This is a genomic window from Thalassospira sp. CH_XMU1448-2, assembly GCF_037027285.1.
Lineage (GTDB): Bacteria > Pseudomonadota > Alphaproteobacteria > Rhodospirillales > Thalassospiraceae > Thalassospira > Thalassospira profundimaris_C.
Genome location: NZ_JAYMEA010000001.1, coordinates 1,362,299 through 1,387,106, shown reverse-complemented (window position 1 = coordinate 1,387,106; position 24,808 = coordinate 1,362,299). Strand labels below are relative to the sequence as shown.

Below are 24,808 nucleotides of genomic sequence, written 5' to 3'. Positions count from 1 at the left end.
GTCTGAAACCAGTTGCCCCTGATCGCAAGAAAAAGGGGCAATAATCCGTCAAGGAATGTGATCACGTTCTTGTAAAAAGCTTAAAATCAAGCAGGATATGACATCACCAACTCCGCCGGGGGATTGCGTGCGTCAACTGCTGAGGATTTTACATCATTGGCGTTTGGTCTTGCTGATGCCGTTAATGGCCATCGGCCTCATGGCCTGTCAGCCTGAAAATCCCTGGAATTTCAATATCTGCCGAATTGCCCTGCCTGGGATCGAAGATGACGTTTCGAAAATCCGCCTTTTGACCCGGTTTGATGAGATTGAAGACCCGACGCACATTACCCTGCGCTATCAGATCCTTCTTGATCCGTCCCCATCCTTCATTCCCAAGACCCACTCATCGGTTCCTCCGACATCCTTACCGATACATCGTTTGACCTGTCAGTTTGCGGCAGCCGAAATGCCCAACAGTCCCGGCATCCTGATCGGGATTGAGACCAGTCGATATGGCACGATCTCGCCGACCCATCTGTCGATCCTCAACCGCTTCTGGCTTGATCGGGTTGGAAGTTACGCGTTGGAACGATATGAGAATGCCGACCGGCACGGATTGATGGCCAATGTTCCCGACATCCGATCGAGACTGGCCTATGGTGTTCAGTTGGCGATCAACGGATTGTCGCGCGGGGCGATTTACGGATTGCTTGCCCTGTCATTTACACTGATTTACGGGCTGATCGGGCGCATCAATCTGGCCTTTGGCGAGATCGTCATGACTGCGGCCCTTTCGACCGTCATCACGGGATTGTTGCTGTCATCAAGGATCGGCTGGAACATTGTCCTGATCGTGATTGCTGCGGCCCTGATTGCAATGTTTGTCGGAACCGGGCTTAGTCATCTGACATGGCGGAATGTGTTCGGCCCGCTGGGACGCAAGGCCGCAGGAGGCCGGGCGATCATTGTCGCATCACTCGGATGCGTTTTATTCATTCAGGAATTTGTCCGAATCATCATTTCGGCGCGGAATTTCAATCTGCCGCCACTTTGGCAATATTCATTTCCGGTCCTGCGCAGTGACCACTTTGTCGTGCGCGTTCTCGGATTTGATGTTCTGTCGATTGGCATGGCAGTCTTGATCGGCATAGGCCTGATCTGGTTGATGGCCAGAACCCGGTTTGGTCGGCAATGGCGGGCAATCAGTCAGGACCGGATTGCCGCGAGCCTGTGCGGCGTGTCCCTGCAACGCATTGAAAGTCAATCATTTGTACTGGCGGGATTCTTGTGTGGTATTACTGGTGCGATAATGGCATTGCGTTATGGCGTGATTAACTTTCATTCCGGTACACTTTTCGGATTCAAGGCACTGGTTGCGGCCATTCTGGGCGGGATCGGGCAGATGCGCGGGGCTTGGCTTGGTGGTTTTGTCATTGGCCTGACCGAGGCATTCTGGTCTGGATATTTTGGCGGGGCCTATCGCGACGTTGCCGTTTTCGGATTGCTTGCTGCCATTCTTGTTCTCCGGCCCGGCGGGCTTTTGGGGGTAAATGATGGAAAAGACAGCTTGTTCTCGCCGCGCATTAGACAAATATGAAAATAACAAACCCGAACGAAAGCCACAAAGCGGGCTTGGATAACCGGGCTGTATAAGACAAAGGCGGTCAGAATGGTCATGCTCAAAACAGTCGACTGGCTCACACAGGACGAGGCGATGCAGGCATCCCTCGACAAGTGGCAGCGCGTTGTCGATCTGATGACCCGATTGCTGGGTGCAACGGCCGGTTATGTGATCGAGTATAATGAAAATCTTGGCTATCTATCCGCGCTTACCAGCCAGAACCCCGAAAATCCCAATCCCAAGGTTTCGCTTATTCCCCAGCCAGCAAACTCGAACCTTTATTGCCGACGGGTCGTCATGACCAAGGCCGCCTTTTACGAACCGGATTCAACGGACAAACCCGAATGGGGCGATAACCCCGACCGTGTCGATGATGGATATATATCCTATTTGGGGATGCCGCTTTTATGGCCGAATGGATCGGTCTTTGGCACCCTTTGCGTTTTTGACACCAATCCGACCGGCTATGATCAGACCCAGCAGGAATTGATGGAGGTCTTTCGCGATCTGATCGAAGCGGACCTGCGCCTGTATGAACAGTTCGAAATCATGCGCAACCTGTCGATGAGCGATCCCTTGACCGGCCTGAATAACCGTGCCGGGTTCGAATTGCTTGCCCACCAGAAAATCAGGATCGCCAAACGATATCACCACAATATCGGGATCATCTTCATTGATCTCGACAATATGAAACACTGGAATGACGATTACGGGCATGCTGCCGGGGACGCCGCCTTGCGTGCTGTTGGTGATGCCATCACCGAAAGCATCCGCGAGGTGGATATTTGCGGCCGGATTGGCGGGGATGAATTTGCAGTTCTGGGCTATGTGCGCAATCGCGGGGATCTCACAACAATCATTGCGCGCGTGCGCAACGCCCTTAGCCAGGTCAAACTGACTGTACCAACATCAAAATCCCCGATCCGCGAAACCCCGCAAATCAGTTCGGGCGCATCTGTCTTCTTTGAACCGCTTAACCAAAGTCTTGAGGACATGATGGCGGTTGCTGATCTGGAAATGTATCGCGACAAGCGTAACCGTCAGCGATAGCAGCCCTTCGCATATTTCGTATGGTAATTTGAAAAATTGTCACACCATCTTTCATCCATTAACGACATGGTATGAATTTTGGCCCAGACTGCGTGCCGGGGTCCTGGAACCCGCAAAATAGAATAACGCATACGAGCATAAAAAATGCAGATCCGCAAAGGCACTGCCGACGACCTTCCGTTCATCCGCGACCTTACCAAACGCGCAACTGACTCAACATATTTCATCGACGGCATGGGCGATTCTGCGGCCAGTCTGGTCGCACACTATGTCGAAAAATCGACCGGTGTCTTTGAGCTTGCCCTTGGCAGTTCCAATCACACGGTCTATGTCGCCACCAAGGACGACACCCTTCTGGGCTATGTAATTGCCATCCATGATGTTCCTGAGATCGACTGGATCATGGTCGATCCGGCATCCCATGGCAGTGGTGCAGGCAAGGCATTGATGATCGCTGCCCTTGATGCACTGGCCGAAAAAGGTGCACGCACCAATGTACGCCTGACAGTCGTTGCCCATAATGAACGCGCCAAGGCCTTTTACCGCAAATTCGGCTTCCTTGTGACTGGCCCGGTGCCGGATCGCGATATCCCGACTGTGGAAATGCAGCGCGCTGCCTGACTTAACAGAAACTGCTCTAACCCGCTTTGTCAAAACCGTATAAAAATCCGCTTTTGCAAAGTCTTATCTTGCAAAAGCGGACAGTTCCCTGCCAAATATATTTACACGCATTACGGGATTATCTTGCGCAAGCACCAAACAAAAATATATGCGGGACCATACAATGACCGACACAAACTCTGTAAGCATTGAAACCACCGGAGACGAAGGTTTCACCGGAAATATTCGTCTGATCTATATCCTTTATCTTGTCGGGATTGTGCTCCCGCTGGTGGGGCTGGTTGGCTTGATCTTTGCCTATGTCAAAAAAGGCGATGCACCGGAATGGGCGAAAACCCATTACCGTTTCCTGATCCGGACCTTCTGGATTTACATACTTTATATCGTGGTTGGCTCGATCACCTCGATGATCATCATCGGCTGGTTCATTCTGCTGGCAGCCTTGGTCTGGTTCATCATTCGCATGGTGAAGGGTCTGAACGGTCTGCGCACCGGTATTCCCCATCCGAACCCGACCGGCTGGATGATCTGATTGCGTACCGCTTTGCATTATTGAGGTCTGAGACCAAAAGCCCGGCGATATCTGCCGGGCTTTTGTCATTTATGTTCCAGAATATTGACCAGCTTCCCGAATGGGTCCCGGACATAGAACCGCCGCACACCCCACGGCTCGTCCGCCGGGCCATATTCGATCCTGATCCCGGCATCAGTCATTTTACCCAGCATTTCATCAAGGTTATCGACCTCGATAGACATTTCGGGGACCGGAGTGCCTGAGCCGCCCTCGGTGGCGAAGTTGACTTGTGTCGTCATGGTCTGACCGGCAACCGCAAAGGTTCTGATCCAGCCATGATCCATCACGGTATCAAGGCCAAGGATATCCTCGTAAAAACTTACCGCCTTGGCGATGTCGTCAACCGCGAAATTTGCAACAATGCGTTTAACAGCCATGGGAATTTGCAATCCTATTGGGCAGCTTTGCTGACTTCTTCGGTATGTCGCTTATAGGGCCCAAACGGGATTTCCTTGGGCGCAAAGGTTTCCGCAGATGCCCTGCCCCAACGCGAATGCCATTCTGCCAGTTCCGGGGTCTCGGTCTCGGCAACAAGGAAGCCTTCGGGCAGGTACGGATAGGCTTCGTTGCCATCAAGAAACTCATTGTCCTTTTGGCGGACCATGAAGTGATAGGGCATGAAGTTGCGCGGATCGGTCAGGCCAGCCGCACCGGTGATTTCGGCCAGCGCATGCATGGTGTTTTTGTGGAACCGTGCGACGCGTTCGCTTTTATCCTCGGGCACCAGGGCGCGTTGGCGGATTTTATCCTGTGTCGCGATGCCCACCGGACAGCAGTTGGTGTGACAGCTTTGCGCCTGAATACAGCCCAGTGCAAACATGAAGCCGCGTGCTGCGTTACACCAGTCCGCCCCAAGGGCAAGGGTCCGCGCAATATCAAAGGCCGAAACGATTTTACCCGCCGCACCGATTTTGATCTGATCGCGAAGACCCGCCCCACGAAGAGCATTATGAACAAAGGTAAGCCCTTCCTGCATCGGCATGCCGACACGGTTGGCGAATTCAACCGGAGCAGCACCGGTGCCGCCTTCCTTGCCGTCAACCACAATGAAATCAGGCGTGATACCGGTTTTGAGCATCGCCTTGACGATGGACATGAATTCACGGCGATGCCCGATACAGAGTTTGAACCCAACCGGCTTGCCGCCGGAAAGATCGCGCAGCTTGCCGATGAATTCCATCAAGCCAATCGGGGTTGAGAATGTGCTGTGTGCCGAGGGCGAAACACAGTCCAGCCCCATCGGAATGCCACGGGCCTCGGCAATTTCGGCTGTGATCTTGGCCGCGGGCAACATGCCGCCATGACCGGGTTTTGCCCCTTGGCTGAGTTTAAGCTCGATCATTTTGACCTGCGGGTCAGAGGCAGTCTTGGCAAATTTTTCCTCGGAAAATGTGCCGTCATCGTTGCGCGCACCGAAATAGCCCGATGCCACCTGATAGATCAGATCACCACCGCCTTCGCGGTGATAGCGTGAAATGCTGCCTTCGCCGGTATCATGGGCAAAGCCCCCCTTTTTCGCCCCCTTGTTGAGCGCAAGGATCGCGTTGCCCGACAGCGCACCAAAACTCATGGCCGAGATGTTATAAAGGCTGCAATCATAGGGCTGCTTGCAATGCGGGCCGCCAACACGCACCCGGAAATCGGTATCGGTGATGTGGGTCGGGGCGACAGAATGTGTGATCCAGGAATAGCCGGATTTATAGACATCCTCGATGGTGCCAAACGGACGTTTGTCTTCGACGCCCTTGGCACGCTGATAGACAAGACCACGGGCCTGACGGCTGAACGGAATTTCGTCCTGATCACTTTCCAGAAGATACTGGCGGATTTCCGGGCGGAAGCTTTCAAGGATAAAGCGGATATGCGCACTGATCGGATAGTTGCGCAGGATTGAATGCCTGGTCTGGTGCAGGTCATGAATACCGACCAGAAACAGCAAACCGAATATGACCGCTGGCACCCAGAACCAGCCATCAACCGCCCCGGCAAAAATCACGGAAATCACTGTCAAAAGCGCAACGCCGATAATGACAAAATAGCGCTGGTTCAAAATGAAGAATTTCACGGTGCTCTCATCCTGTCTGTTCAGGTCGGCCTGATTGATCCCGGATTGCAGCCTGTGCGGGCAGGCTTTGGCAACCCGATCCTTGATTGAAGCATTGCTTGTGATCATCCCTGATTTGAGCGCGCGCCTCAATGGCAATGTCGTTGATTATCAAAGAAGTCCCCATAATCCATCCATGTAGGGACGATCCTTGCAACATCAAGAAAAATGCCGCCCAGAAGGTAAACTCCGGGCGGCAAAGTTTCTAGCAGGGAGGTATTGGACCAGAAACACCGAAGACTTGGGGGAAACGGTGTTTCTGGTCTGGTCGGATGATGGGGTTGGCAATGGCCCTTAGGCCTTACCGTAACCGCCACCGCCCGGGGTTTCGATGATGAAGACATCACCCGGATGCATTTGGGCACCATCGGTTCCTTTAAGCTCGATCACCGTACCATCGACACGTTCGATGGCGTTGCGGCCAAGCTTGCCCGGTTCACCACCCGCAACCGCCTGATTAGGCACGCGACGGTGGTTGGACAGGATCGATGCGGTCATATCTTCGAGGAAGCGGACACGACGGGTCGTGCCATCGCCGCCCTTGAACTTGCCGTTACCACCCGAACCCTTGCGGATTTCAAAGCTTTCGAGCATTACCGGGAAGCGCCATTCAAGGACTTCCGGGTCGGTCAGGCGCGAGTTGGTCATATGGGTATGAACACCGCTGGTCCCGTCAAAGTCAGGACCGGCACCCGAACCACCGCAGATGGTTTCATAATACTGATGCGTATCATTGCCCCAGGTGAAGTTGTTCATGGTCCCTTGCGCACCCGACATGACGCCAAGGGCGGCATAAAGGGTGTCGGTGACATGCTGTGATGTTTCAACGTTACCGGCAACAACGGCGGCCGGATAACGCGGGTTGAGCATGGAACCTTCGGGCACGATCAGATTAACCGGCTTCAGGCACCCGGCATTAAGCGGAATGTCATCGTCCACAAGCGTTCTGAAGACATAAAGAACCGCTGCACGGGTCACAGCCGACGGTGCGTTGAAGTTGTTATCAAGCTGATCAGACGTGCCGGTGAAATCAACCGTCGCCGAACGGGTTTCCTTGTGGATGGTGACCTTGGCTTTTACGACCGCACCATTGTCCATTTCATAGGAAAACTCGCCGTCTTTGAGAACGTCGATCACGCGACGAACGCTTTCTTCGGCATTGTCCTGAACATGGCCCATATAGGCGTGCACAACATCAAGGCCAAAGTGATCGACCATCTTGCGCAGTTCCTGCACGCCTTTTTCATTAGCCGCGATCTGTGCGCGCAGATCGGCGATGTTCTGATACGGGTTACGGGCCGGGTATTTCGCCCCTTCAAGAAGGGCCGTCAGGCCAGCTTCGTCAAACTTGCCCTGATCAACCAGTTTGAAGTTGTCGATCAGAACGCCTTCTTCTTCGAGAATGCGTGAATTCGGGGCCATCGAACCCGGGGTAATCCCGCCGACATCGGCATGGTGACCACGCGATGCGACATAGAACAGGATGTCCTTGCCATCATCACCAAAGACCGGGGTGATCAGGGTGATGTCGGGAAGATGCGTACCACCATTATACGGGTCATTGAGCATATAGACATCGCCCGGCTTCATAACACCGACATTGTTGCGCATGACGGCCTGAACCGACTCACCCATCGATCCCAGATGGACCGGCATATGCGGTGCGTTGGCGATCAGCTGACCTTCCTGATCAAACAGCGCGCATGAGAAGTCCAGACGTTCCTTGATGTTTACCGAATACGAGGTGTTGGCAAGGGTTACACCCATCTGCTCGGCAATGTTCATGAACAGGTTGTTGAAGACTTCAAGCATCACCGGATCAGCCTGCGTGCCGATGGCTTCGGAACGTTTCATGGCGACAACACGGTTCAGGACCAGATGGTCACGACGATTGACCTTGGCTTCCCAGCCCGGATCAATCACGGTGGTGCCGACCGGTTCGACAATCACCGCCGGACCACGCACGACCGCACCCGGTTTCAGGTCTTCGCGCTTGTAGAACGGGGTATCCGCGATCTTGCCATCAAAGACGACCGGACGCGTTGCCAATGCGCTGATCGCAACATTGTCACCGGTGACTTCGGCTTCGGTATCGGGAAGGCTTTGGGTTTCACCGATGGCTTCGACCGCAACCGCTTCGACGACCAGCGGCTTTTCATCCATGACAAAGCCATAGCGCTGCTTGTGCTGTTCTTCGAACTGCGCCTTGATGGCAGCAACATCGCCGAAATCAACGATCAGCGGCGTATCGGTACCGTCATAGCGCAGATGCAGCTTTTTGAGCATGGTGATCTTGGTATCCGGGATGCCCTGTTCGTGCAATTCGGCACGGGCATCAACGGCAAGATTGTCAAGCTGCTCATCCAGACCGGCTAGTGCGTCAGACGCCAGTTTCGCTTCGACCGCCTGTTCGCGCATCGCACGAATATCGGCAAGGCCCATGCCATAAGCCGACAGAACACCGGCAAACGGATGGACAAACACCTTGGTCATACCAAGGGTATCAGCCACCTGACAGGCATGCTGACCACCGGCACCACCGAAGCATTGCAGGATATAGTCGGTCACGTCATAGCCGCGCTGAACAGAGATCTGCTTGATCGCGTTTGCCATGTTTTCAACTGCAATACGCAGGAAACCCTCGGCGACTTCTTCGGGCGTGCGGGCCTGACCGGTGCTTTCCTTGATCTTGGCAGCCATGGCTTCGAAACCAACACGAACCGCATCGGCATCAAGCGGCTCATTGCCTTCGGGGCCAAAGACATTCGGGAAGAAGTCCGGCTGAACCTTGCCCAGCATGACGTTGATATCGGTAACCGCAAGCGGACCGCCACGACGATAGGCCGCAGGACCCGGATTTGCACCGGCACTGTCCGGACCCACACGGAAACGCGCGCCATCGAAATGCAGGATCGAACCGCCACCGGCCGCAACCGTATGGATTTTCATCATCGGTGCGCGCATACGAACGCCGGCAACCTGGGTTTCGAAATCACGTTCATATTCGCCGTCATAGTGGGAGACGTCAGTCGACGTGCCGCCCATGTCAAAACCGATGACCTGTTTGAAGCCATCCATTTCTGCGGTACGGACCATGCCGACAACACCGCCAGCCGGACCGGACAGGATCGCATCCTTGCCCTGGAACTTGGCCGCATCGGTCAGGCCACCATTGGACTGCATGAACATCAACTTCACACCACCAAGTTCGGCGGCAACCTGATCAACATATCGACGCAGGATCGGCGACAGGTACGCATCAACAACCGTGGTATCACCGCGCGATACCAGCTTCATCAGCGGGCTGACTTCGTGACTGACGGAAACCTGGGTAAAGCCGACTTCACGGGCAATTTCGGCCGCCGCATTTTCATGGGCGGTATAGCGATAGCCATGCATGAAGACGATGGCACAGGCACGAATGCCGCTATCGAACGCCGCCTGAAGATCTTTACGCAAATTGTCGCGATCAAGCGGGGTCAGCTCAGCCCCCTGGGCGTCGAAACGACCATCGGCCTCAATCACGGTTTCATACAGGGTTTCTGGCAGCTTGATATTGCGATCAAACAGACGCGGGCGGTTCTGATAGGCCAGACGCAGCGCATCGCGGAAGCCCTTGGTGGTAACCAGAACCGTGCGGTCGCCCTTACGTTCAAGAAGCGCGTTGGTCGCAACGGTGGTGCCCATTTTGACAGCTTCGATTTTCTCGGCCGGGATTTTCTCGCCTGCCGGAACTTCAAGAAGTTCACGAATGCCCTGAATGGCTGCATCGCGATAGCGTTCCGGGTTTTCCGACAGCAGCTTGTGGGTGACAAGCGAACCATCGGGCTTGCGGGCCACGATATCGGTAAAGGTACCGCCGCGATCAATCCAGAACTGCCATTTCGGCTGACCCGATGTCTGCGAGGCGGGGGAATTTTGGTCGTGAGAAGCCATGATGCTTACTCCTTGGGCATCTGTAGTCATAAAAATCTGTACGAACGATCAGCTATTTCAAAAGCCGGTTAGCCATTCATTTGCCGGGGTAGCCATGTTGCGATTTCCGGGAAGACCGTAATCAGCAAGACAGCAAGCAACAGCAGGAAGAAGAACGGCAAGGCAGCCAGTGCAATGGCAAACAGGTTCTTGCCTGTCAGACCTTGCAAAACGAAAAGGTTGAAACCGACGGGCGGGGTGATCTGCGACATTTCGACCACCAGCACCACATAGATACCAAACCACAACAAGTCGATCCCGGCAGCCTGAACCATCGGCAGGATGACCGAGGTGGTCAGAACCACCACCGAAATCCCGTCAAGGAAACAACCCAGAACAATGAAGAACACGGTCAATGCTGCCAGAAGCGCATAGGGCGACAGATCCATCTGCGCGATCCATGCGGCCAGTTCGCGCGGGATACCGGTAAAGCCCATGGCAACAGTCAGTACCGCTGCCCCTGCGAGGATAAAGCAGATCATGCAGGATGTGCGCGTTGCCCCCATTATGCCTTCGATCAGGCTTTCGCGGGTCAATGAGCCACTTAATCGTGACAGGATCAGCGCACCAACCACGCCAAAGGCCGCAGCCTCGGTCGGGGTGGCGATCCCCCCGTAGATCGATCCGATAACGGCCGAGATAAGCAGGATCACCGGGATCAGACGGCCCGAAGCGCGGACTTTTTCGCCAAACGGAATGCTGGGTGCGGCTGGCGGCATCTTGTCCTTGTTTACGGTGGCCCAGATGCCAACGAAGCTCATGAACAGGATGATCAGCATGACACCGGGCAAAACGCCGGCAATGAACAGACGGGCAATCGACAGTTCGGCCGATACGCCATAAACAATCAGAATGATCGACGGCGGGATCAAAAGACCCAGAGTGCCCGACCCGGCCAGCGTGCCAAGGATCAGTTTATCGGCATAGCCCTGCTTGCGCAGTTCGGGGATCGACATGCGTCCGATGGTCGCCGCCGTTGCCGCAGACGAACCCGATACAGCAGCAAAGATGCCACAGCCCAGAATATTCACATGCAACAGACGACCCGGCAGCTTGTTCAGCCAGGGCGCAAGACCGGTGAACATGTCTTCGGACAGGCGCGACCGGAAAAGGATTTCACCCATCCAGATAAACAGCGGCAGTGGCGCCAGCGACCAGGTCGCAAGGCTTGCCCATGCGGTCGTTGCGATGATCGGACCAGTCTGTGCACTGGTAAAGAAATCAAGGGCGAATACGCCAATCGCAAACAATGACAGAGCAACCCACAAACCTGCACCAAGGAACAGGAACAGAAGCCCCATCAGGACAAGGCCAATTTCAAGTACTTCCATGACCGTCCCCTATTCGTTCAGTTCGTTGGCTTCGCCGAGGGCGAAGGCAGGTTTGCGACCAACAACGGTATCGACCAGTGCTTCGATCATACCGACGGTAAAGACGATCAGGCCAAAGGCCATTGCCGCTTGCGGGATCCAGAGCGGGAAGGCGAGAACGCCTGGCGACGTATCACCGTAGGAAAAGCTCTCTTCGGCAAGAACCGTCATCCACCATGCGAAGTAACCGCCAAGGAAGGTTGCAGCCAGAAGCGTGATGCTTTCGATCACCCGGCGCAGACCACCGCGCAGATGGGACAAAACAATCATCACCCGAATATGGGTGCCGGCCCGAAGTGCGGGACCAAGCGCCAGGAACGTTCCCGCCGCAAGGCAAAAACCTGCGAGTTCGTTGGCGTCATGAACCGCAATTCCGATCAGACGGCCAAGTGATTGCGCCAGAATAAGAAGTGCGATTGCCACCAGGAAAAATGCAGCCAACCCGGCACTGAACTTAAATAAATAGTCTAGTAATCTGCGCACAGCAGTCCCCTTTCCGCCCGCGAAGTCGCGATGGTGGTTGAGCGATCCATACGGACAGTAACATTAAAATGTGGGGCTTGTCCGGGACCGGACAGGGGACGACACCTGCCCGATCCCGAGGAACGAAAGAACCTTAGTTCTTGAAAGCGTCGATGATGGCTTTGCCTTCATCGCCGGTTTTTTCGAGCCAATCGGCAACCATGGTTTCACCAACTTTGGCCAGACCAGCTTTGAGCTCTGCGCTTGGCGCAGCAACGTTCATACCGTTATCAGCAAGGATTTTCTTCTTTGCTTCGGATTCAGCCATGCTCATTTCCAGACCACGTGCTTCGGCTTTGACCGCGGCATCCATGACAGCTTTCTGGGCTTCTGCCGAAAGACGATCAAACGACTTTGCGTTCACGATAACCATGTTTTTCGGAAGCCATGCCTGAACGTCATAGAAGTTCGAAACAAAGTCCCAGGCCTTGGAGTTCGCACCGGTCGACGGCGAAGTCATCATGGCTTCGACAATACCGGTTGCAAAGGCGGTCGGGATTTCCGGAACTTCAACCTGGGTCGCTACCATTCCGGTCAGATCGGCAAGCTGCGAAGTGGTCGAGTTGTAGGCACGGAATTTGATGCCCTTAAGGTCTTCAACCGTGCTTACCGGGTTTGCGGTGTAAAGCCCCTGTGACGGCCACGGAACAGCATAGAGAACTTTCAGACCGTCTTTCGCAAGGGCTGCTTCGATGCCTGCGCGTGAGACTTCCCAAAGTTTCTTGGAGTCCTCATAGGAGGTCGCAAGGAACGGGATCGCATCAACGGTGTAAATCGGGTTTTCGTTGGCCAGCAGCGAAATCAGTGTTTCGCCAATCGGAACCAGACCGCGCTGAACCGAACGTTTGATATCAGCATGCTTGAACAGAGACCCACCGGAATGAACGGTGATGGTCAGTTCACCACCGGACGCATCATTCACGTCCTTGGCAAATTCGATAATGTTCTGGGTGTGGAAGGTCGCATCCGGATACGGCGTCGCCATATCCCATTTTTCAGCAGCAGCCGCCAGACCGGCGGACATGGTGATGGCTGCGACTGCAACCGTCGAAAGCGCTTTTTTCAGCATTGATCAAGTCTCCCTGTGTGTTGAGGCGGAGGAGTCAGAGTAACAAAGACTCCAAAATATTCACCCGACATCTTGATCACATTTTACTGACAAATTGTCAATGTAATTTCATAACTACCATGCGAAATATGCAACTCACGCAGTTCGCACCTTGTCAAAACCACCTTAATCACTTGAAATAAATGAGCATTTGAAAGCGGCACAGCATCGCGTGCCATTCGGAATACCCCACGAAAACAGAACGGGCAGCAGTTCAAAGGAACCACTGCCCGTTCGATTCATGAAGCTTTCCGCCTTTGCGCCGACAAAAAACCGGTCTGCTCGGAAAACGCCAACTTGCTTGTTACATCGCACTCGCGGCACGCGATGCCTGGTCATAGACCCCGGAAATGGCGCGCAGGGTCTTGGCAACATCGCCGACTTCCTGACTATTCACACCAAGGCGCTGGAAGGTTTCAACAAGGCAGGCTTCGCGGACCTCGCGGTATTTCTCGCACATGGCACGCCCGTCAGCGGTCGTTCCATAGTGGACTTCCTTACCACGCTTGATGCCTTCGACCAGACCAAGCTTGCGCAGTTTCTTGAGTGAGTAGTTCACCAGGTGGCTGTCTTCAACATTGAGAACAAAGCAAACTTCAGAAAGGCTTTTTTCACGTTCGCGCGAATTGACGTTATGGAGCACCAGAATATCAAGAACCGAAACGTCCGGCATCCCGGCAGCACGCATGCACCGTACCATCCATCGGTTGAATGCGTTCCCTGACAGGATCAGGGCAAATTCAAGTTCCGATAATTCTGCAGCCCGTTCCGAAACGAGATGCGACGATGAAACAATACGTGGTTTATCTGCCATGCGACATTCCCTGCTTTGATAGCTGTTCTGATTTTGCGGTTCATCTTCTATAAAACGCCACAAGTTTGTCGGGATTTTATCGCGATAAAAGCAGTCGGGTAAAGACCCGACTGCCGTTTGTTATCGGCATTTCGTCGTTAAAGTGAGCGCATCCGCTCCAGAAAGCCGTCAATTTGCTGCCGAAGGTCACCGCTTTGCCGACCAAGATTGTCTGCCGAACCATGGACCTCGGTTGCGGCGTTATTGGTTTCACCGACCGCTGCGGACACTCCCTGCATCGCAGACGAGATTTCTTCTGTCCCGGCGGCCGCCTGTTCAACATTTTGCGAGATTTCGCTGGTCGCGACAGTTTGTTGTTCAACAGCAGCGGCGACAGCTGCTGCGCGTTCGCTGATATCAGCGATCATGGTCACGATTTCATCAATCGCACTGACAGCAATGCCGGTTGCCTGCTGAATTTCACTGATCTGTGCCGTGATGTCTTCGGTTGCCTTCGCCGTCTGGTTTGCAAGGTTCTTGACCTCGCTTGCCACCACGGCAAAGCCCTTGCCTGCGTCCCCTGCGCGCGCGGCCTCAATGGTGGCATTCAGAGCCAGCAGGTTCGTCTGGGCAGCAATATCACTGATCAGACCAATAACCTCGCCAATCTTGATGGCAGAGTCATTCAGCCCCTGAATATTGTCATTGGTTGAGCGTGCCCGTTCGGTGGCGGATTGCGCCATGGTCGAAGTTTCACTGACCTGTCCTGATATTTCGTTGATCGAAGCGGCAAGCTCAGTTGCCGCCGTTGCGACCAGTTGCACATTCGACGATGCTTCTTCTGCACCGGATGAAACCGCCATTGACTGGTCAGCAGCGGTTTCAGCACTGTTGCGCAACACGTTTGAGACCTGATGAAGCTGTTTGACCGCTACCGCCACATCAGCCATCACCGCGACAACGGCATTGTCGAATTCCTGGATATATTGTTCCTGGGTTTCCATTCGTTTGCGTCGACGTTCATCCTGGGCCTTCTGTGCTGCCTCCAGCTTGACGCGCTCTATACCGTTTTCACGGAAAACAAGCACGGCACGCCCCATCTCGCCGATCTCGTCAGCGCGATTGACTTCATCAAGGTCCACATCAAAATCATTCTCGGCAAGGCGCGTCATCTTGCCCGTCAAACCGCTAATTGCACGTACAATCGCGCGCGACAACAGAACCGAAAGCCCAAGAAGTACAATCACACCGATCACATACATGGTGACCGTTACAGTCAGGCTTGTTGCTGCAATTTGTTCAGCCTTCGCCTTTTGGTTATTGGCAAGTTCTGCAATCGAGGCGCTGAGGGCATCAAGCAGCGGTTCTGCCTCGGCATAATAATCTGATAGCAGGCCAAGCTCGGAATTGCGTTGAAGGATCTTCTCGGCCAGCGATTTGAAATCACTGACATAGGAATTCATCAGTTTGCTGATATTGGCCTGCTCGGTGGACGGAATATCCGATGCGGCCAAGGCCGGACCGAATTCTGCCAGTCGCTGACCAATGCTATCGATGTATTTCGCGTCCATTCGGGCCAGAAAATCTTTTTCATGCCGACGCATCATCAGCATGATCACCGTCAGCTTGTCAGCCTTGTATTTACCGAGTTCGGTTTCAACAGCATGGACCGAACCACGCAAACGGCCCAGAAGCCCGTCTTCCTCGTTCAAGCCAATTTCGCGTTGCAGGGTGACAATCTTGCCAAACTCATCGGCATAATTGGCAAAGGCAGTCGTAATCCGGGAGATCTCGGCATCAAATGCTGCAAGCTCCTCGTCCATTTCAAGTTCATGCAAACCCGCCGTCACCCGCTCAACGACTTCGTCATGTTGTCTGGCATATTTCTCATCAAGCCTGAGAAGAAAGTCCTTTTCCCGTCGCCTTGCATGCAGAAAGTCACGTGACACAGCATCCGCGATCAGACGATCGTCCAATGCCTCCTGTGCAGCCATTTGCGCAGCACCACGTTGTTGATCTGCCACCATCTGAACGGCGGCGACCACGACAAAGATCATAAGACCAACCGCGCCAATCAGCGAGATTTGATAAAGCAGTTTCATGCGAGACAGAAAATTCACGGCAACCCCCAAGCCAATGCCCGACCTGTATTCCAAACACTGGGTTCACAGGACACACGCAATACAATGCAAGACAGCGAGACGGAAATATTCCCCGCACCCCATTCAGTTTTGGACAAACTGACCGGTTCATCAGACGGGGAAACAGTACGATTATTTAACAAGCCTCCGGAACCGACACCGCCAGGTGTCGAAAACGCAATTTGTTTCCAATCCCGCACCCGCAATAAGGAATTACATTTGCACCCGCCCCATACAAAACAAGGGGGAAGACTAATCCTCCCCCTTGCGTATAGACCAAATTATCAACTGGTCAGATCAATCAGCGGCTCAGCTTACGGCACGCATGCGCTCAAGGAACTGGTCGATGCGTTCGCTCAGACTGTCACTCTGACGACCAAGGTTATCTGCAGACCCGCGGACATCGCTGGCTGCCTCGGTGGTGTCTGCAACTGCTGTGGATACGCCCTGCATTGCAGATGAAATCTCGCTGGTGGCGGATGCCGCCTGTTCGACATTCTGCGATATTTCGCTTGTGGCCACAGTTTGTTGTTCCACCGCAGCCGCCACCGTTGATGCCCGTTCACTGATATCCGAGATCATGCGAACAATTTCGTCAATTGCCTCAACCGCAGACAGGGTTGCCTGCTGAATTTCGTTGATCTGGATTGTGATATCCTCGGTTGCCTTGGCTGTTTGATTGGCAAGATTTTTGACCTCGCTTGCTACAACGGCGAAGCCTTTGCCAGCTTCGCCAGCACGGGCGGCTTCGATTGTTGCATTAAGTGCCAGCAAGTTGGTCTGACCAGCGATGTCATTGATCAAGCCGATCACCTCGCCGATCCGCACAGCCGCCGCATTCAATCCCTGAATATCCTCGTTGGTTGTCTGGGCACGTTCGCTTGCGGAAATTGCCATTTGCGATGTGTCGCTGACCTGTCCGGCGATTTCATGGATCGAAGCCGACAGTTGAGTTGCCGCTGTTGCGACAAGCTGCACATTTGACGAAGCTTCCTCTGTGCCCGCAGAGACGGTTGTTGATTGTTCATTTGCAGTTGATGCGCTGTTTTTAAGAGCTTCGGAAACCGCATGGAGTTGTTGCACAGCCGTCCCGACTTCGCTCATCATTGCGACGACATCGTCATCAAACTCGCGGATATGCTTTTCTTGCTGTTCGATACGTTGGCGCTGCTTTTCATCAAGCTCGCGCTGCTGGGCTTCAAGCTTCTGACGCTCAAGCCCGTTTTCACGAAAGACGACAACCGACCGGCCCATTTCGCCAATTTCGTCCTTGCGATTGGCTTCATCAAGCTGCACGTCGAAGTCGTTGTCGGCAAGACGGGCCATTTTGGTCGTCAAACCTGCAATTGCACGTGCGATTGCGCGTGCCAGGATAATCGACAATAAAACCAGTATCAGGGCGCCGGCGATGAAAATCGCAAATGTGACCTGAACCCCAGTATGCGCGATTTGTTCGGCACGTTGCTGCATTTTCCCGGCCACATCGCCGATGGCGCTGCTCAGTTCCGCAAGTACCGGTTCAACAGCCGAGTAATAGGCGCTCAGACGCGCAAGCGATTCTTCACGCGCCAGAACAGCATCGGCCAGTGCCTTGAAATCGGAAATATATGATGCCATCAGTTTGCCAAGCTCAGCCTTCTTGTCATCCTGAATGCTTCCCGCTTTTTGCAGGGCTGCGTCGAATTCCTTGGCCGTCGCCGTAACACTGTCAAGATAGGCCGGGTCAAGACTTGCAAGGAAATCCTTCTCGTCACGTCGCATTTTCAGCACCGCAATCGAGATATCCTTGGTGTTGGAAAGCCCCAGCATGGCTTCAAGCTGCGCAATTTTGCCAAGTGCGGTTTCGACCTCTGTTGCGGCATTGCGCATTTCGCCAAGCAAACCTGAACTCTGATCAAAGCCCACCTTGCGCTGTAAATCGACAACGGTTGTAAACTCGCTGACATAATCTTCAAACGCGGCTCTTGCCTGATCAACCTTGCCAAGAAGCTCGCCCAGTTCCTCGCGTTTGGCGAGGTCATCCAGGCCTGCTCGCACAGACATTGCAGCGGCAGCGTGAGACGCGACATATTCTTCGTTCTTGCGCAGGACAAAGTCCTTTTCATGTCGGCGCGCGTTCAGAAATGCCCGGGATATACCATCAACCAGCGACTGGTCGGCGCTGGCTGCCTCGGCAATTGTTTGCGCCGACTGGCGTTGTTGATCCGCAATGAACTGCGTTACGCCAACAACTGCGAAAATAATAAGTGCGACCACACTTATCAGAGAAATCTGGTAGACAAGTTTCATGCGTGACAAGAAAGACATGTTTCCACCCCTAATTATACGGATCGTTTTTGTTATTATTTTTTTACTACCTGATTGTCATAGAACCACTCTACCAATGGTAGATCAACAAACACTTAAGTATAGACGTTTGGGTGTTATTCAACGTCCAAGCCAAGAAATAACGCCAATTCGCCATTTATTTCCGTGACCTGCAAACTATGTTGGTTGTTCTGGTAAGATGGTAATCTTGCTGCAAGAATACGACCGCACACTGCAAAACACAGCAATCAGGACGAACAATCACCCATGAGCATCGCATGAGTATCTGGGGCAAAATTATTGGTGGAGCCGCAGGCTTTGCCTTGGGCGGACCGCTTGGCGCGATCCTTGGCGCAACAGCCGGTCATGTCGTAGACAAGATCAAGAGTGCCGCAAACGGGGGGCCGCAACTGGGTGGTCACGACCCGAGGCAGGTTGCCTTTGCCACGGGCGTCATCGTTCTTGCTGCCAAAATGGCCAAGGTTGACGGTCATGTCAGCCGCGACGAGATCAATGCCTTCAAGCGCGTTTTCCATATTCCGCCCGGCGAAGAAAAGAATGTCGGCCGTATCTTTGATATGGCTCGTTCATCATCGGACGGCTTTGAACTCTATGCCCGTCAGATCGCCACCATGTTTCGGGGTGAACGCGCGCTTTTGGAAGGCATCCTTGAAGCCCTTTACCAGATCGCCATGGCTGATGGTGAATTGCATCCGGCAGAACAGGATTACCTGAAAAAGGTCGCCCATATCTTTGGCTTTGCCGATGTCGACTTTGATCGCGTACATCATGCCTTCACCTCATCGAACGGTCCCGACCCCTATGAGCAACTGGGCCTTGGACGCGATGCCAGTGATGATGAACTGAAAGCAGCCCATCGCAAATTGTCGCGCGAAAATCATCCAGACACCCTGATGGCCAAAGGTATGCCGCCCGAATTCATCGAACAGGCCAATGATAAAATGGCCCGCATCAACGCCGCATGGGATCAAATCCGCAAGGAACGCGGTATCCGCTGATCCAAATCGGCTGGATAGAGATGATGACAGATGATTTCCCTTGCAACGGCACCGGATTTGCTGTTTGCAAGGGGCCTGTCACGCTGACCAATTTTCTGAACTCAAGCTTATCGGTTTTTCCATGGCGCCACCGCTGATTAATATTAATGACATTCGCCTGACCTTTGGCGGCAATGATCTGTTTTCCGATGTGTCATTTGCCATTGGCGAACGCGACCGACTATGTCTGGTCGGCCGGAATGGTGGCGGGAAATCGACACTTCTGAAAATCATCGCCGGCGAGATCGAAGCCGACGGTGGCGAACGGTTTGTTCAACCGGGTTGCAAGGTTGCCTATCTCAATCAGGAACCGAAATTTGACGGCTATGACACGGTCGAGGATTTCGTTCTTTCGGCTCTTGATGAACATGAACAGGACTATGCCTATCGCTCTGACATGCTGTTGGCATCGGTCGATATTGATCCCAAAGCCGATCCAAAACAGCTTTCTGGCGGTGAAGGCCGACGCGCGGCAATCGCGCGCGCACTGATTGCCGATCCGCAGGTCCTTTTGCTGGACGAACCGACCAACCATCTTGATCTTCCGACCATTGAATGGCTTGAAGGCGAGATCAAGAATTTCCGCGGTGCGGTTGTCGTCATCTCGCATGACCGTGCCTTCCTGAATGCGGTATCGAACGGCGTGCTTTGGCTTGACCGTGGTGTCATGCATCAGGGCGCGATCAATTTCGCCAAGTTCGAAGAATGGTCCGAAGAAATCTATCGCAAGGAAGCCGAGGAACGCGCCAAGCTTGACAAGCTGATTGCACAGGAAACCGTCTGGTCCGTGCAGGGCATTTCCGCCCGCCGCAAACGTAACCAGGGTCGCCTGCGCCGTCTTTATGACATGCGCGAACAGCGCTCCAATCAGGTTGACCGGATCGGCAATGTCTCACTTGCAGCCGAGGCTGGCGAAACATCGGGCAAGGTCGTGATTGAGGCCACTGATATCGCCAAGTCATTCGGGGATCGCCAGATCATTGCCGATTTCTCGACCCGTATCCTGCGTGGCGACAAGGTTGGCATCATCGGCCCGAACGGTGCAGGTAAAACCACACTGCTTAAAATGCTTACCGGGCAGCTTGAACCCGACAGCGGCACGATCAAGATCGGCACCAACCTTAATCCAAGCTATTTTGATCAAAAGCGTATTGCGCTTGATGACGATAAAACGCTTTGGGATACGCTGTGTGATGTTGGCGGCGATCAGGTGATGGTGCGTGGCAACCCGCGCCATGTTGTCAGCTATCTGCGCGATTTCCTGTTTGACGAAAAACAGGCCAGAAGCCCGGTTGGTGCCCTTTCGGGTGGCGAACGCAACCGTTTGCTTCTGGCGAAATTGCTGGCAAAGCCGACCAACCTTCTGATCATGGACGAACCGACCAACGATCTGGATATGGATACGCTAGACCTGCTTCAGGAAATGCTGGACGACTATGAGGGCACCCTTCTTCTGGTCAGCCATGATCGTGACTTCCTTGATCGCGTTGTAACGTCATCAATTGTGATGGAAGGCGACGGAACGGCAGTTGAATATGCCGGTGGCTATTCCGATTATATCGCTCAACGCAAACTCTCAAACGCCCCCGCAGCCAAAGATGACAAGAACCTTGGCAAGCTTGGTAAAAAACCTTCGGGTAACAACAATGCGCCCAAAGCAAAATCGGTTTCAAAGCTGAGCTACAAGGATCAGCGCGAATACGACAATCTGCCTGCGGCGATGTCAAAGCTCGAAGCAGAAATAAAAACGCTTGAAGCTGCCCTGTCTGACAGCACCCTGTTTACCAAGGATCCGACCGGCTTCCAGAAGAAGGTCGACCGGCTTGACACTGCACGAAGCGAACTTGAAGCATCCGAGGAACGCTGGCTGGAACTTGAAATGATGCGCGAGGAGCTCGGTCAGGCCTGATGATCTGACCGGGTCATCGCCCACAAACATCCCGACGATGATCCTCTGTTCTTGCTACCGGTTGCTTTACGTCTGGTGCGCATTGGGACACACTTGTCTGCAAACCAGTTCAGTCTGGGTTGAAAAGAACTCATTTGTCCTTTGTCTTCAAACAGATGACAAAGGACGGTGTCGTCAACGCAGACGCTTCTGTGCTGCCCCTTATTGAAAGCCCGCGCCATGCCCCTCAAAGCAGTGCTTATGGCCCTGTCCGTCGCCATCATCTGGGGCATTAACATGCTGACCGTCAAAGGTGCGGTTTCAGAAATTCCACCCTTTATGCTGACCGCTATCCGCTTTGCTTCGGTTGCAATTCTGCTGATCCCGTTTACCCGCATGCCACGCGGTCGCATGGGACGCCTTGCCGTCATCTCGCTGACTTTTGGCAGTCTGCATTTCGGTGTTTTATTCTTTGCACTTTCAATGATTGACGCCGGACCGGTCGCAATTATCGTCCTGCTTGGCGTGCCGTTTTCTTCGATGCTGGCGACCTATTTCTTTAATGACAGGCTGGGCTGGAAGCGGCTTTCGGGCATGACGCTTGCGTTTGTTGGCGTAACAATCATGTTCTGGGACCCGACCATGACCGATCTGCAATTGCCATTATTGTTGGTGGTGTTTGCAGCTTTCATGTGGGCGGTTGCCAATGTGATGATCAAGAAACTGGGCGATATTGACACCTTCCAGCTTAATGGCTGGATGGCATTGTTTGCCGCCCCGCAGCTGCTGCTTCTATCGCTGGTTTTTGAACCCGAATCCTTTCAGGCAGTGCGTGATGCCAGCTGGATGGCGTGGGCCAATCTGAGCTTTACGGTGATCATGTCATCAATTGTGGCCTATGGTTTCTGGTATCATTTGCTCAAGACCCAGGATGTGAATGCAGTCGTGCCATGGTCATTGCTCGCACCTGTCATCAGCGTTCTGGGATCGTTTGTGGTATTTAACGAAGCATTCTCGATGCTTAAGATCATTGGCGGTATTGTTGTTCTGTGCGGGGTCACGGTTATCATGCTGCGCAAACCCGTTCAGCGTAAAACACAGGGAATGGATTAAGCCAAATGGCCGATGGACAGTCCGACGGGCGATCAAAAGACAGTTTGCCAGCAGACATCATCAAGCATCCCTCACCCAATTTCGGCCCGCGCCCGGATGGTTGCCCGATTGATATCCTTGTGCTGCATTATACCGGCATGCCCACTGGCAATGCCGCCCTTGAACGCCTGTGTGATCCTGAAAGTTCGGTTTCGAGCCACTATCTGATCGAAGAGGACGGCCGTGTTTTTGCCCTTGTCGATGAAGACAAACGGGCATGGCATGCCGGGCGGGGTTGCTGGCAGGATTGCGCAGATGTGAATTCACATTCCATCGGGATCGAGATCGTCAATCCCGGTCATGAATTTGGCTATCGCGCCTTTCCCGATATACAGATCGCGTCCGTCATCACGTTGTGCCGGGACATTCTGGCCCGTCGCAACATTCCGGCAGATCGGGTGATTGCCCATTCCGACATGGCCCCGGACCGCAAGGAAGATCCCGGTGAATTGTTCCCCTGGAAATTACTGGCCGACAACGGCATCGGGATTTGGCCCGATGTAACTGACGATATCACTGTTGATCCCGATCGCTTTGACGGGTTGCTTGATCAGATCGGCTATGGATGGCCGGCAAGTGATGGGGATGGCGCATCCAACGAAGAGTATCGCCTTAAACGGACAATTGCCTTTCAGCGGCACTGGCGTCCGGCGGATATTTCCGGTGTCCTCGACGGGCAATGCATGGCCATTGCCACTGCCCTTGCAAATGCGATTGGCAACTAGCTTTCTGAACTCGCCCCCGTCGCCACCGCTTTTTCTTGACGTTATGGTCGATGTAACCTACATCCGCACCACCAGATGGCCGGATGGCCGCCCTGATTGCTTGCAATCGGGGAGGAAAGTCCGGGCTCCACGGAGACACGGTGCCAGATAACGTCTGGCGGGGGCGACCCTAGGGAAAGTGCCACAGAAAGCAAACCACCGACACAGCGCAAGCCTGTCGGAAAGGGTGAAAGGGTGCGGTAAGAGCGCACCGGTCCTTCAGCAATGCGGGACGCATGGTAAACCCCACCGGGAGCAAAACCTAATAGGAATGGTCGGCCGGATGCTTCGGCATTGTCGGCAGGTGGGTTTTCGCACCACCATTCGGGTTGGTTGCAGGAGGCGTTCGGCGACGGACGTCCCAGATGAATGGCCATCCAGTGCGGTTCGCCGCATGGACAGAACCCGGCTTACAGGCCATCTGGTATTATTTCCCAAACGAAAAAGGCGATGAAAATACGCTGTCACCGCCTTTGACAAGTTCAATAAATCTGTGCTTACAGCACGATGATCAGCCTTTTTCCGCAATTGATTGCGTGAAATACTTGTCGGCCTCTTCCTGGGTGCCGACGTCGAAATCAGCCGCAGTCTGATCCTTGATCATCTTGCCAAGGGTCGGAAGCGTTTTACGGTCAATCTGGGTATTCTGGTCCCACAATTTGGAACGCATCAGCGATTTCGCACAATGCAGGAAGGCTTCCTCGACCGTAATTTTAATCGCCGTGATCGGTGGCTTGGGCGTATCGGCAAACAATCCCAGCAAAGCCGGATCTGTACTGATTTCAGCCGTACCGTTCAAGCGCAGTGTTTCATTCACACCGGGCACAAAGAACAGCATCCCGACTTTCGGGTTATCGACGATGTTTGACAGGGTATCGACACGGTTATTGCCCGGACGGTCCGGCATGACGATGGTGTTATCATCTACAACCTTGATGAAGCCCGGCCCATCGCCGCGCGGGCTGACATCGGCATCGCCATTGGCATCGGCCGATGAAACGACCGCAAAGGGTGCCAGTTCAATGAAATGCTTGCAGTGTGGGTCAAGCCGCGACAGGCATTTATCAACAGCAAGTCCCATCGGCTCCCCATAAATTGCGCGCAGCTTTTCCTGGGTATCGATTTTGGTATTGGCAGAAGTCATTGGCAGGCACCTTATGCGGGAATCACGGGCCGAAGGTGCGTCACTTGAGAACGCAAGTCAATCGCTGATCAAACCTGACTTGGCGATCCTATGATCTGTTCGACGGTTTTCACTGCAGCAAACTCGCCATTGAGACTGGAAAGTGCCACATCATGCACCAGCTCGGCCGGGAAAACCCGCCCATCCGGAAGGCTGCGATCAAAGGTCGCACAGGCATCAGATGCAATCGTTACCTCAAATCCAAGATTCCCGGCCATACGGGTGCTGGTATTCACACAATGGTCCGTTGTGATCCCGCACAGAACAAGGCGCGAAATACCCTGCGCACGCAGATCCGCCTCAAGACTGGTGCCGATAAAAGCCGAATTGACATTCTTGCCATAGACCGGCTCCCCCTCAATCGGGGCTAGTGCCTGTTTGATGGCGTTGCCTTGATGATCAGGATGGAGACGCGATTGCGGTTCGGTTGAGTCATGCTTGACATGAAAGACCGGCTGCCCGGCTTTGCGCCAGTGTGTCAGAAGTTTCTCGCCATTTCTTTCGGCATCGGGGTTATTGCGATTTCCCCAGTAATCAAGGTCATCAAATCCTTGTTGCCAGTCAATCAGGATCAGGGCGGTCTTGTTCATTTCGG

Annotated in this window: 19 protein-coding genes and 1 other RNA gene; 9 read left to right on the top strand and 11 right to left on the bottom strand. The window is 53.7% G+C overall.

The features are described 5' to 3' along the window. Window positions 1-184 precede the first annotated feature (184 nt). The 4 genes from WA318_RS06220 to WA318_RS06205 all read left to right on the top strand — a co-directional run bounded on the left by WA318_RS06220 (window position 185) and on the right by WA318_RS06205 (window position 3,806). A complete protein-coding gene (locus tag WA318_RS06220; RefSeq protein WP_336080311.1) occupies window positions 185-1,579 on the top strand; it encodes a branched-chain amino acid ABC transporter permease in 1,395 nt (464 codons plus the stop codon). 72 nt (window positions 1,580-1,651) lie between these two features. Beyond that, entirely contained in the window at window positions 1,652-2,653 is a 1,002-nt protein-coding gene (locus WA318_RS06215; protein ID WP_336080310.1) for a sensor domain-containing diguanylate cyclase, read from the top strand. Window positions 2,654-2,797: 144 nt separating this feature from the next. Further along, entirely contained in the window at window positions 2,798-3,274 is a 477-nt protein-coding gene (locus WA318_RS06210) for a GNAT family N-acetyltransferase (RefSeq protein ID WP_336080309.1), read from the top strand. Between the two features lie 163 nt (window positions 3,275-3,437). Then, window positions 3,438-3,806, top strand: coding sequence for a DUF4870 family protein (locus tag WA318_RS06205; protein WP_336080308.1), 369 nt, complete (start codon window positions 3,438-3,440; stop codon window positions 3,804-3,806). A 65-nt stretch (window positions 3,807-3,871) separates the two neighbouring features. Here WA318_RS06205 and WA318_RS06200 read toward each other — a convergent pair whose 3' ends face one another. The 9 genes from WA318_RS06200 to WA318_RS06160 all read right to left on the bottom strand — a co-directional run bounded on the left by WA318_RS06200 (window position 3,872) and on the right by WA318_RS06160 (window position 18,168). Continuing rightward, complete coding sequence (locus WA318_RS06200; RefSeq protein ID WP_114099543.1) at window positions 3,872-4,225, bottom strand: VOC family protein; 354 nt, start codon at window positions 4,223-4,225, stop codon at window positions 3,872-3,874. 14 nt (window positions 4,226-4,239) lie between these two features. Beyond that, window positions 4,240-5,913, bottom strand: coding sequence for an FMN-binding glutamate synthase family protein (locus WA318_RS06195; RefSeq protein WP_336080307.1), 1,674 nt, complete (start codon window positions 5,911-5,913; stop codon window positions 4,240-4,242). 333 nt (window positions 5,914-6,246) lie between these two features. Continuing rightward, window positions 6,247-9,888: a hydantoinase B/oxoprolinase family protein gene (locus WA318_RS06190; protein WP_336080306.1), complete on the bottom strand. Its 3,642-nt coding sequence runs from the start codon at window positions 9,886-9,888 to the stop codon at window positions 6,247-6,249. A gap of 68 nt (window positions 9,889-9,956) precedes the next feature. Further along, window positions 9,957-11,258 (bottom strand): TRAP transporter large permease, encoded by a 1,302-nt coding sequence (locus WA318_RS06185; RefSeq protein ID WP_114099546.1) that lies wholly within the window; start codon window positions 11,256-11,258, stop codon window positions 9,957-9,959. A 9-nt stretch (window positions 11,259-11,267) separates the two neighbouring features. Continuing rightward, on the bottom strand, window positions 11,268-11,720 hold the full coding sequence (locus WA318_RS06180) for a TRAP transporter small permease (RefSeq protein WP_258548788.1): 453 nt from the start codon (window positions 11,718-11,720) through the stop codon (window positions 11,268-11,270). Window positions 11,721-11,913: 193 nt separating this feature from the next. Beyond that, window positions 11,914-12,888, bottom strand: a complete 975-nt coding sequence (locus WA318_RS06175) for a TRAP transporter substrate-binding protein (protein WP_114099548.1) — start codon at window positions 12,886-12,888, stop codon at window positions 11,914-11,916. A 343-nt stretch (window positions 12,889-13,231) separates the two neighbouring features. Beyond that, the gene (locus WA318_RS06170; protein ID WP_114099549.1) at window positions 13,232-13,741 is read right to left on the bottom strand and encodes a winged helix DNA-binding protein; all 510 of its coding nucleotides are present in this window, start codon (window positions 13,739-13,741) and stop codon (window positions 13,232-13,234) included. A gap of 137 nt (window positions 13,742-13,878) precedes the next feature. Next, window positions 13,879-15,840, bottom strand: a complete 1,962-nt coding sequence (locus WA318_RS06165; RefSeq protein ID WP_336080305.1) for a methyl-accepting chemotaxis protein — start codon at window positions 15,838-15,840, stop codon at window positions 13,879-13,881. A 330-nt stretch (window positions 15,841-16,170) separates the two neighbouring features. Then, window positions 16,171-18,168 carry a methyl-accepting chemotaxis protein gene (locus tag WA318_RS06160; protein ID WP_336080304.1) on the bottom strand — a complete coding sequence of 666 codons (1,998 nt, stop codon included), beginning with the start codon at window positions 18,166-18,168 and terminating at the stop codon, window positions 16,171-16,173. Window positions 18,169-18,446: 278 nt separating this feature from the next. Here WA318_RS06160 and WA318_RS06155 point away from each other — a divergent pair, with 278 nt between their 5' ends. The 5 genes from WA318_RS06155 to rnpB all read left to right on the top strand — a co-directional run bounded on the left by WA318_RS06155 (window position 18,447) and on the right by rnpB (window position 23,459). Continuing rightward, window positions 18,447-19,187 (top strand): TerB family tellurite resistance protein, encoded by a 741-nt coding sequence (locus WA318_RS06155; protein ID WP_114099552.1) that lies wholly within the window; start codon window positions 18,447-18,449, stop codon window positions 19,185-19,187. Window positions 19,188-19,308: 121 nt separating this feature from the next. Further along, complete coding sequence (locus tag WA318_RS06150; protein WP_336080303.1) at window positions 19,309-21,135, top strand: ATP-binding cassette domain-containing protein; 1,827 nt, start codon at window positions 19,309-19,311, stop codon at window positions 21,133-21,135. Between the two features lie 219 nt (window positions 21,136-21,354). Next, window positions 21,355-22,227 (top strand): DMT family transporter, encoded by an 873-nt coding sequence (locus WA318_RS06145; protein WP_114099554.1) that lies wholly within the window; start codon window positions 21,355-21,357, stop codon window positions 22,225-22,227. Window positions 22,228-22,232: 5 nt separating this feature from the next. Continuing rightward, complete coding sequence (locus WA318_RS06140; RefSeq protein ID WP_336080302.1) at window positions 22,233-22,991, top strand: N-acetylmuramoyl-L-alanine amidase; 759 nt, start codon at window positions 22,233-22,235, stop codon at window positions 22,989-22,991. 71 nt (window positions 22,992-23,062) lie between these two features. Beyond that, window positions 23,063-23,459: RNase P RNA component class A (rnpB, locus tag WA318_RS06135), an RNA gene on the top strand. An 82-nt stretch (window positions 23,460-23,541) separates the two neighbouring features. Here the strand turns inward: rnpB and WA318_RS06130 are convergent. Further along, window positions 23,542-24,174, bottom strand: coding sequence for a pyridoxamine 5'-phosphate oxidase family protein (locus tag WA318_RS06130; RefSeq protein WP_336080301.1), 633 nt, complete (start codon window positions 24,172-24,174; stop codon window positions 23,542-23,544). 68 nt (window positions 24,175-24,242) lie between these two features. Next, window positions 24,243-24,803, bottom strand: coding sequence for a cysteine hydrolase family protein (locus WA318_RS06125; protein ID WP_336080300.1), 561 nt, complete (start codon window positions 24,801-24,803; stop codon window positions 24,243-24,245). Window positions 24,804-24,808: the final 5 nt, after the last annotated feature.

Coding starts and splice junctions, on each gene's coding strand:
- WA318_RS06220 (WP_336080311.1), top strand. CDS start 185: ATGGCCATCGGCCTCATGGCCTGTCAGCCTGAAAATCCCTGGAATTTC.
- WA318_RS06215 (WP_336080310.1), top strand. CDS start 1,652: ATGGTCATGCTCAAAACAGTCGACTGGCTCACACAGGACGAGGCGATG.
- WA318_RS06210 (WP_336080309.1), top strand. CDS start 2,798: ATGCAGATCCGCAAAGGCACTGCCGACGACCTTCCGTTCATCCGCGAC.
- WA318_RS06205 (WP_336080308.1), top strand. CDS start 3,438: ATGACCGACACAAACTCTGTAAGCATTGAAACCACCGGAGACGAAGGT.
- WA318_RS06200 (WP_114099543.1), bottom strand. CDS start 4,225: ATGGCTGTTAAACGCATTGTTGCAAATTTCGCGGTTGACGACATCGCC.
- WA318_RS06190 (WP_336080306.1), bottom strand. CDS start 9,888: ATGGCTTCTCACGACCAAAATTCCCCCGCCTCGCAGACATCGGGTCAG.
- WA318_RS06185 (WP_114099546.1), bottom strand. CDS start 11,258: ATGGAAGTACTTGAAATTGGCCTTGTCCTGATGGGGCTTCTGTTCCTG.
- WA318_RS06175 (WP_114099548.1), bottom strand. CDS start 12,888: ATGCTGAAAAAAGCGCTTTCGACGGTTGCAGTCGCAGCCATCACCATG.
- WA318_RS06170 (WP_114099549.1), bottom strand. CDS start 13,741: ATGGCAGATAAACCACGTATTGTTTCATCGTCGCATCTCGTTTCGGAA.
- WA318_RS06160 (WP_336080304.1), bottom strand. CDS start 18,168: ATGTCTTTCTTGTCACGCATGAAACTTGTCTACCAGATTTCTCTGATA.
- WA318_RS06155 (WP_114099552.1), top strand. CDS start 18,447: ATGAGTATCTGGGGCAAAATTATTGGTGGAGCCGCAGGCTTTGCCTTG.
- WA318_RS06150 (WP_336080303.1), top strand. CDS start 19,309: ATGGCGCCACCGCTGATTAATATTAATGACATTCGCCTGACCTTTGGC.
- WA318_RS06145 (WP_114099554.1), top strand. CDS start 21,355: ATGCCCCTCAAAGCAGTGCTTATGGCCCTGTCCGTCGCCATCATCTGG.
- WA318_RS06140 (WP_336080302.1), top strand. CDS start 22,233: ATGGCCGATGGACAGTCCGACGGGCGATCAAAAGACAGTTTGCCAGCA.
- WA318_RS06130 (WP_336080301.1), bottom strand. CDS start 24,174: ATGACTTCTGCCAATACCAAAATCGATACCCAGGAAAAGCTGCGCGCA.
- WA318_RS06125 (WP_336080300.1), bottom strand. CDS start 24,803: ATGAACAAGACCGCCCTGATCCTGATTGACTGGCAACAAGGATTTGAT.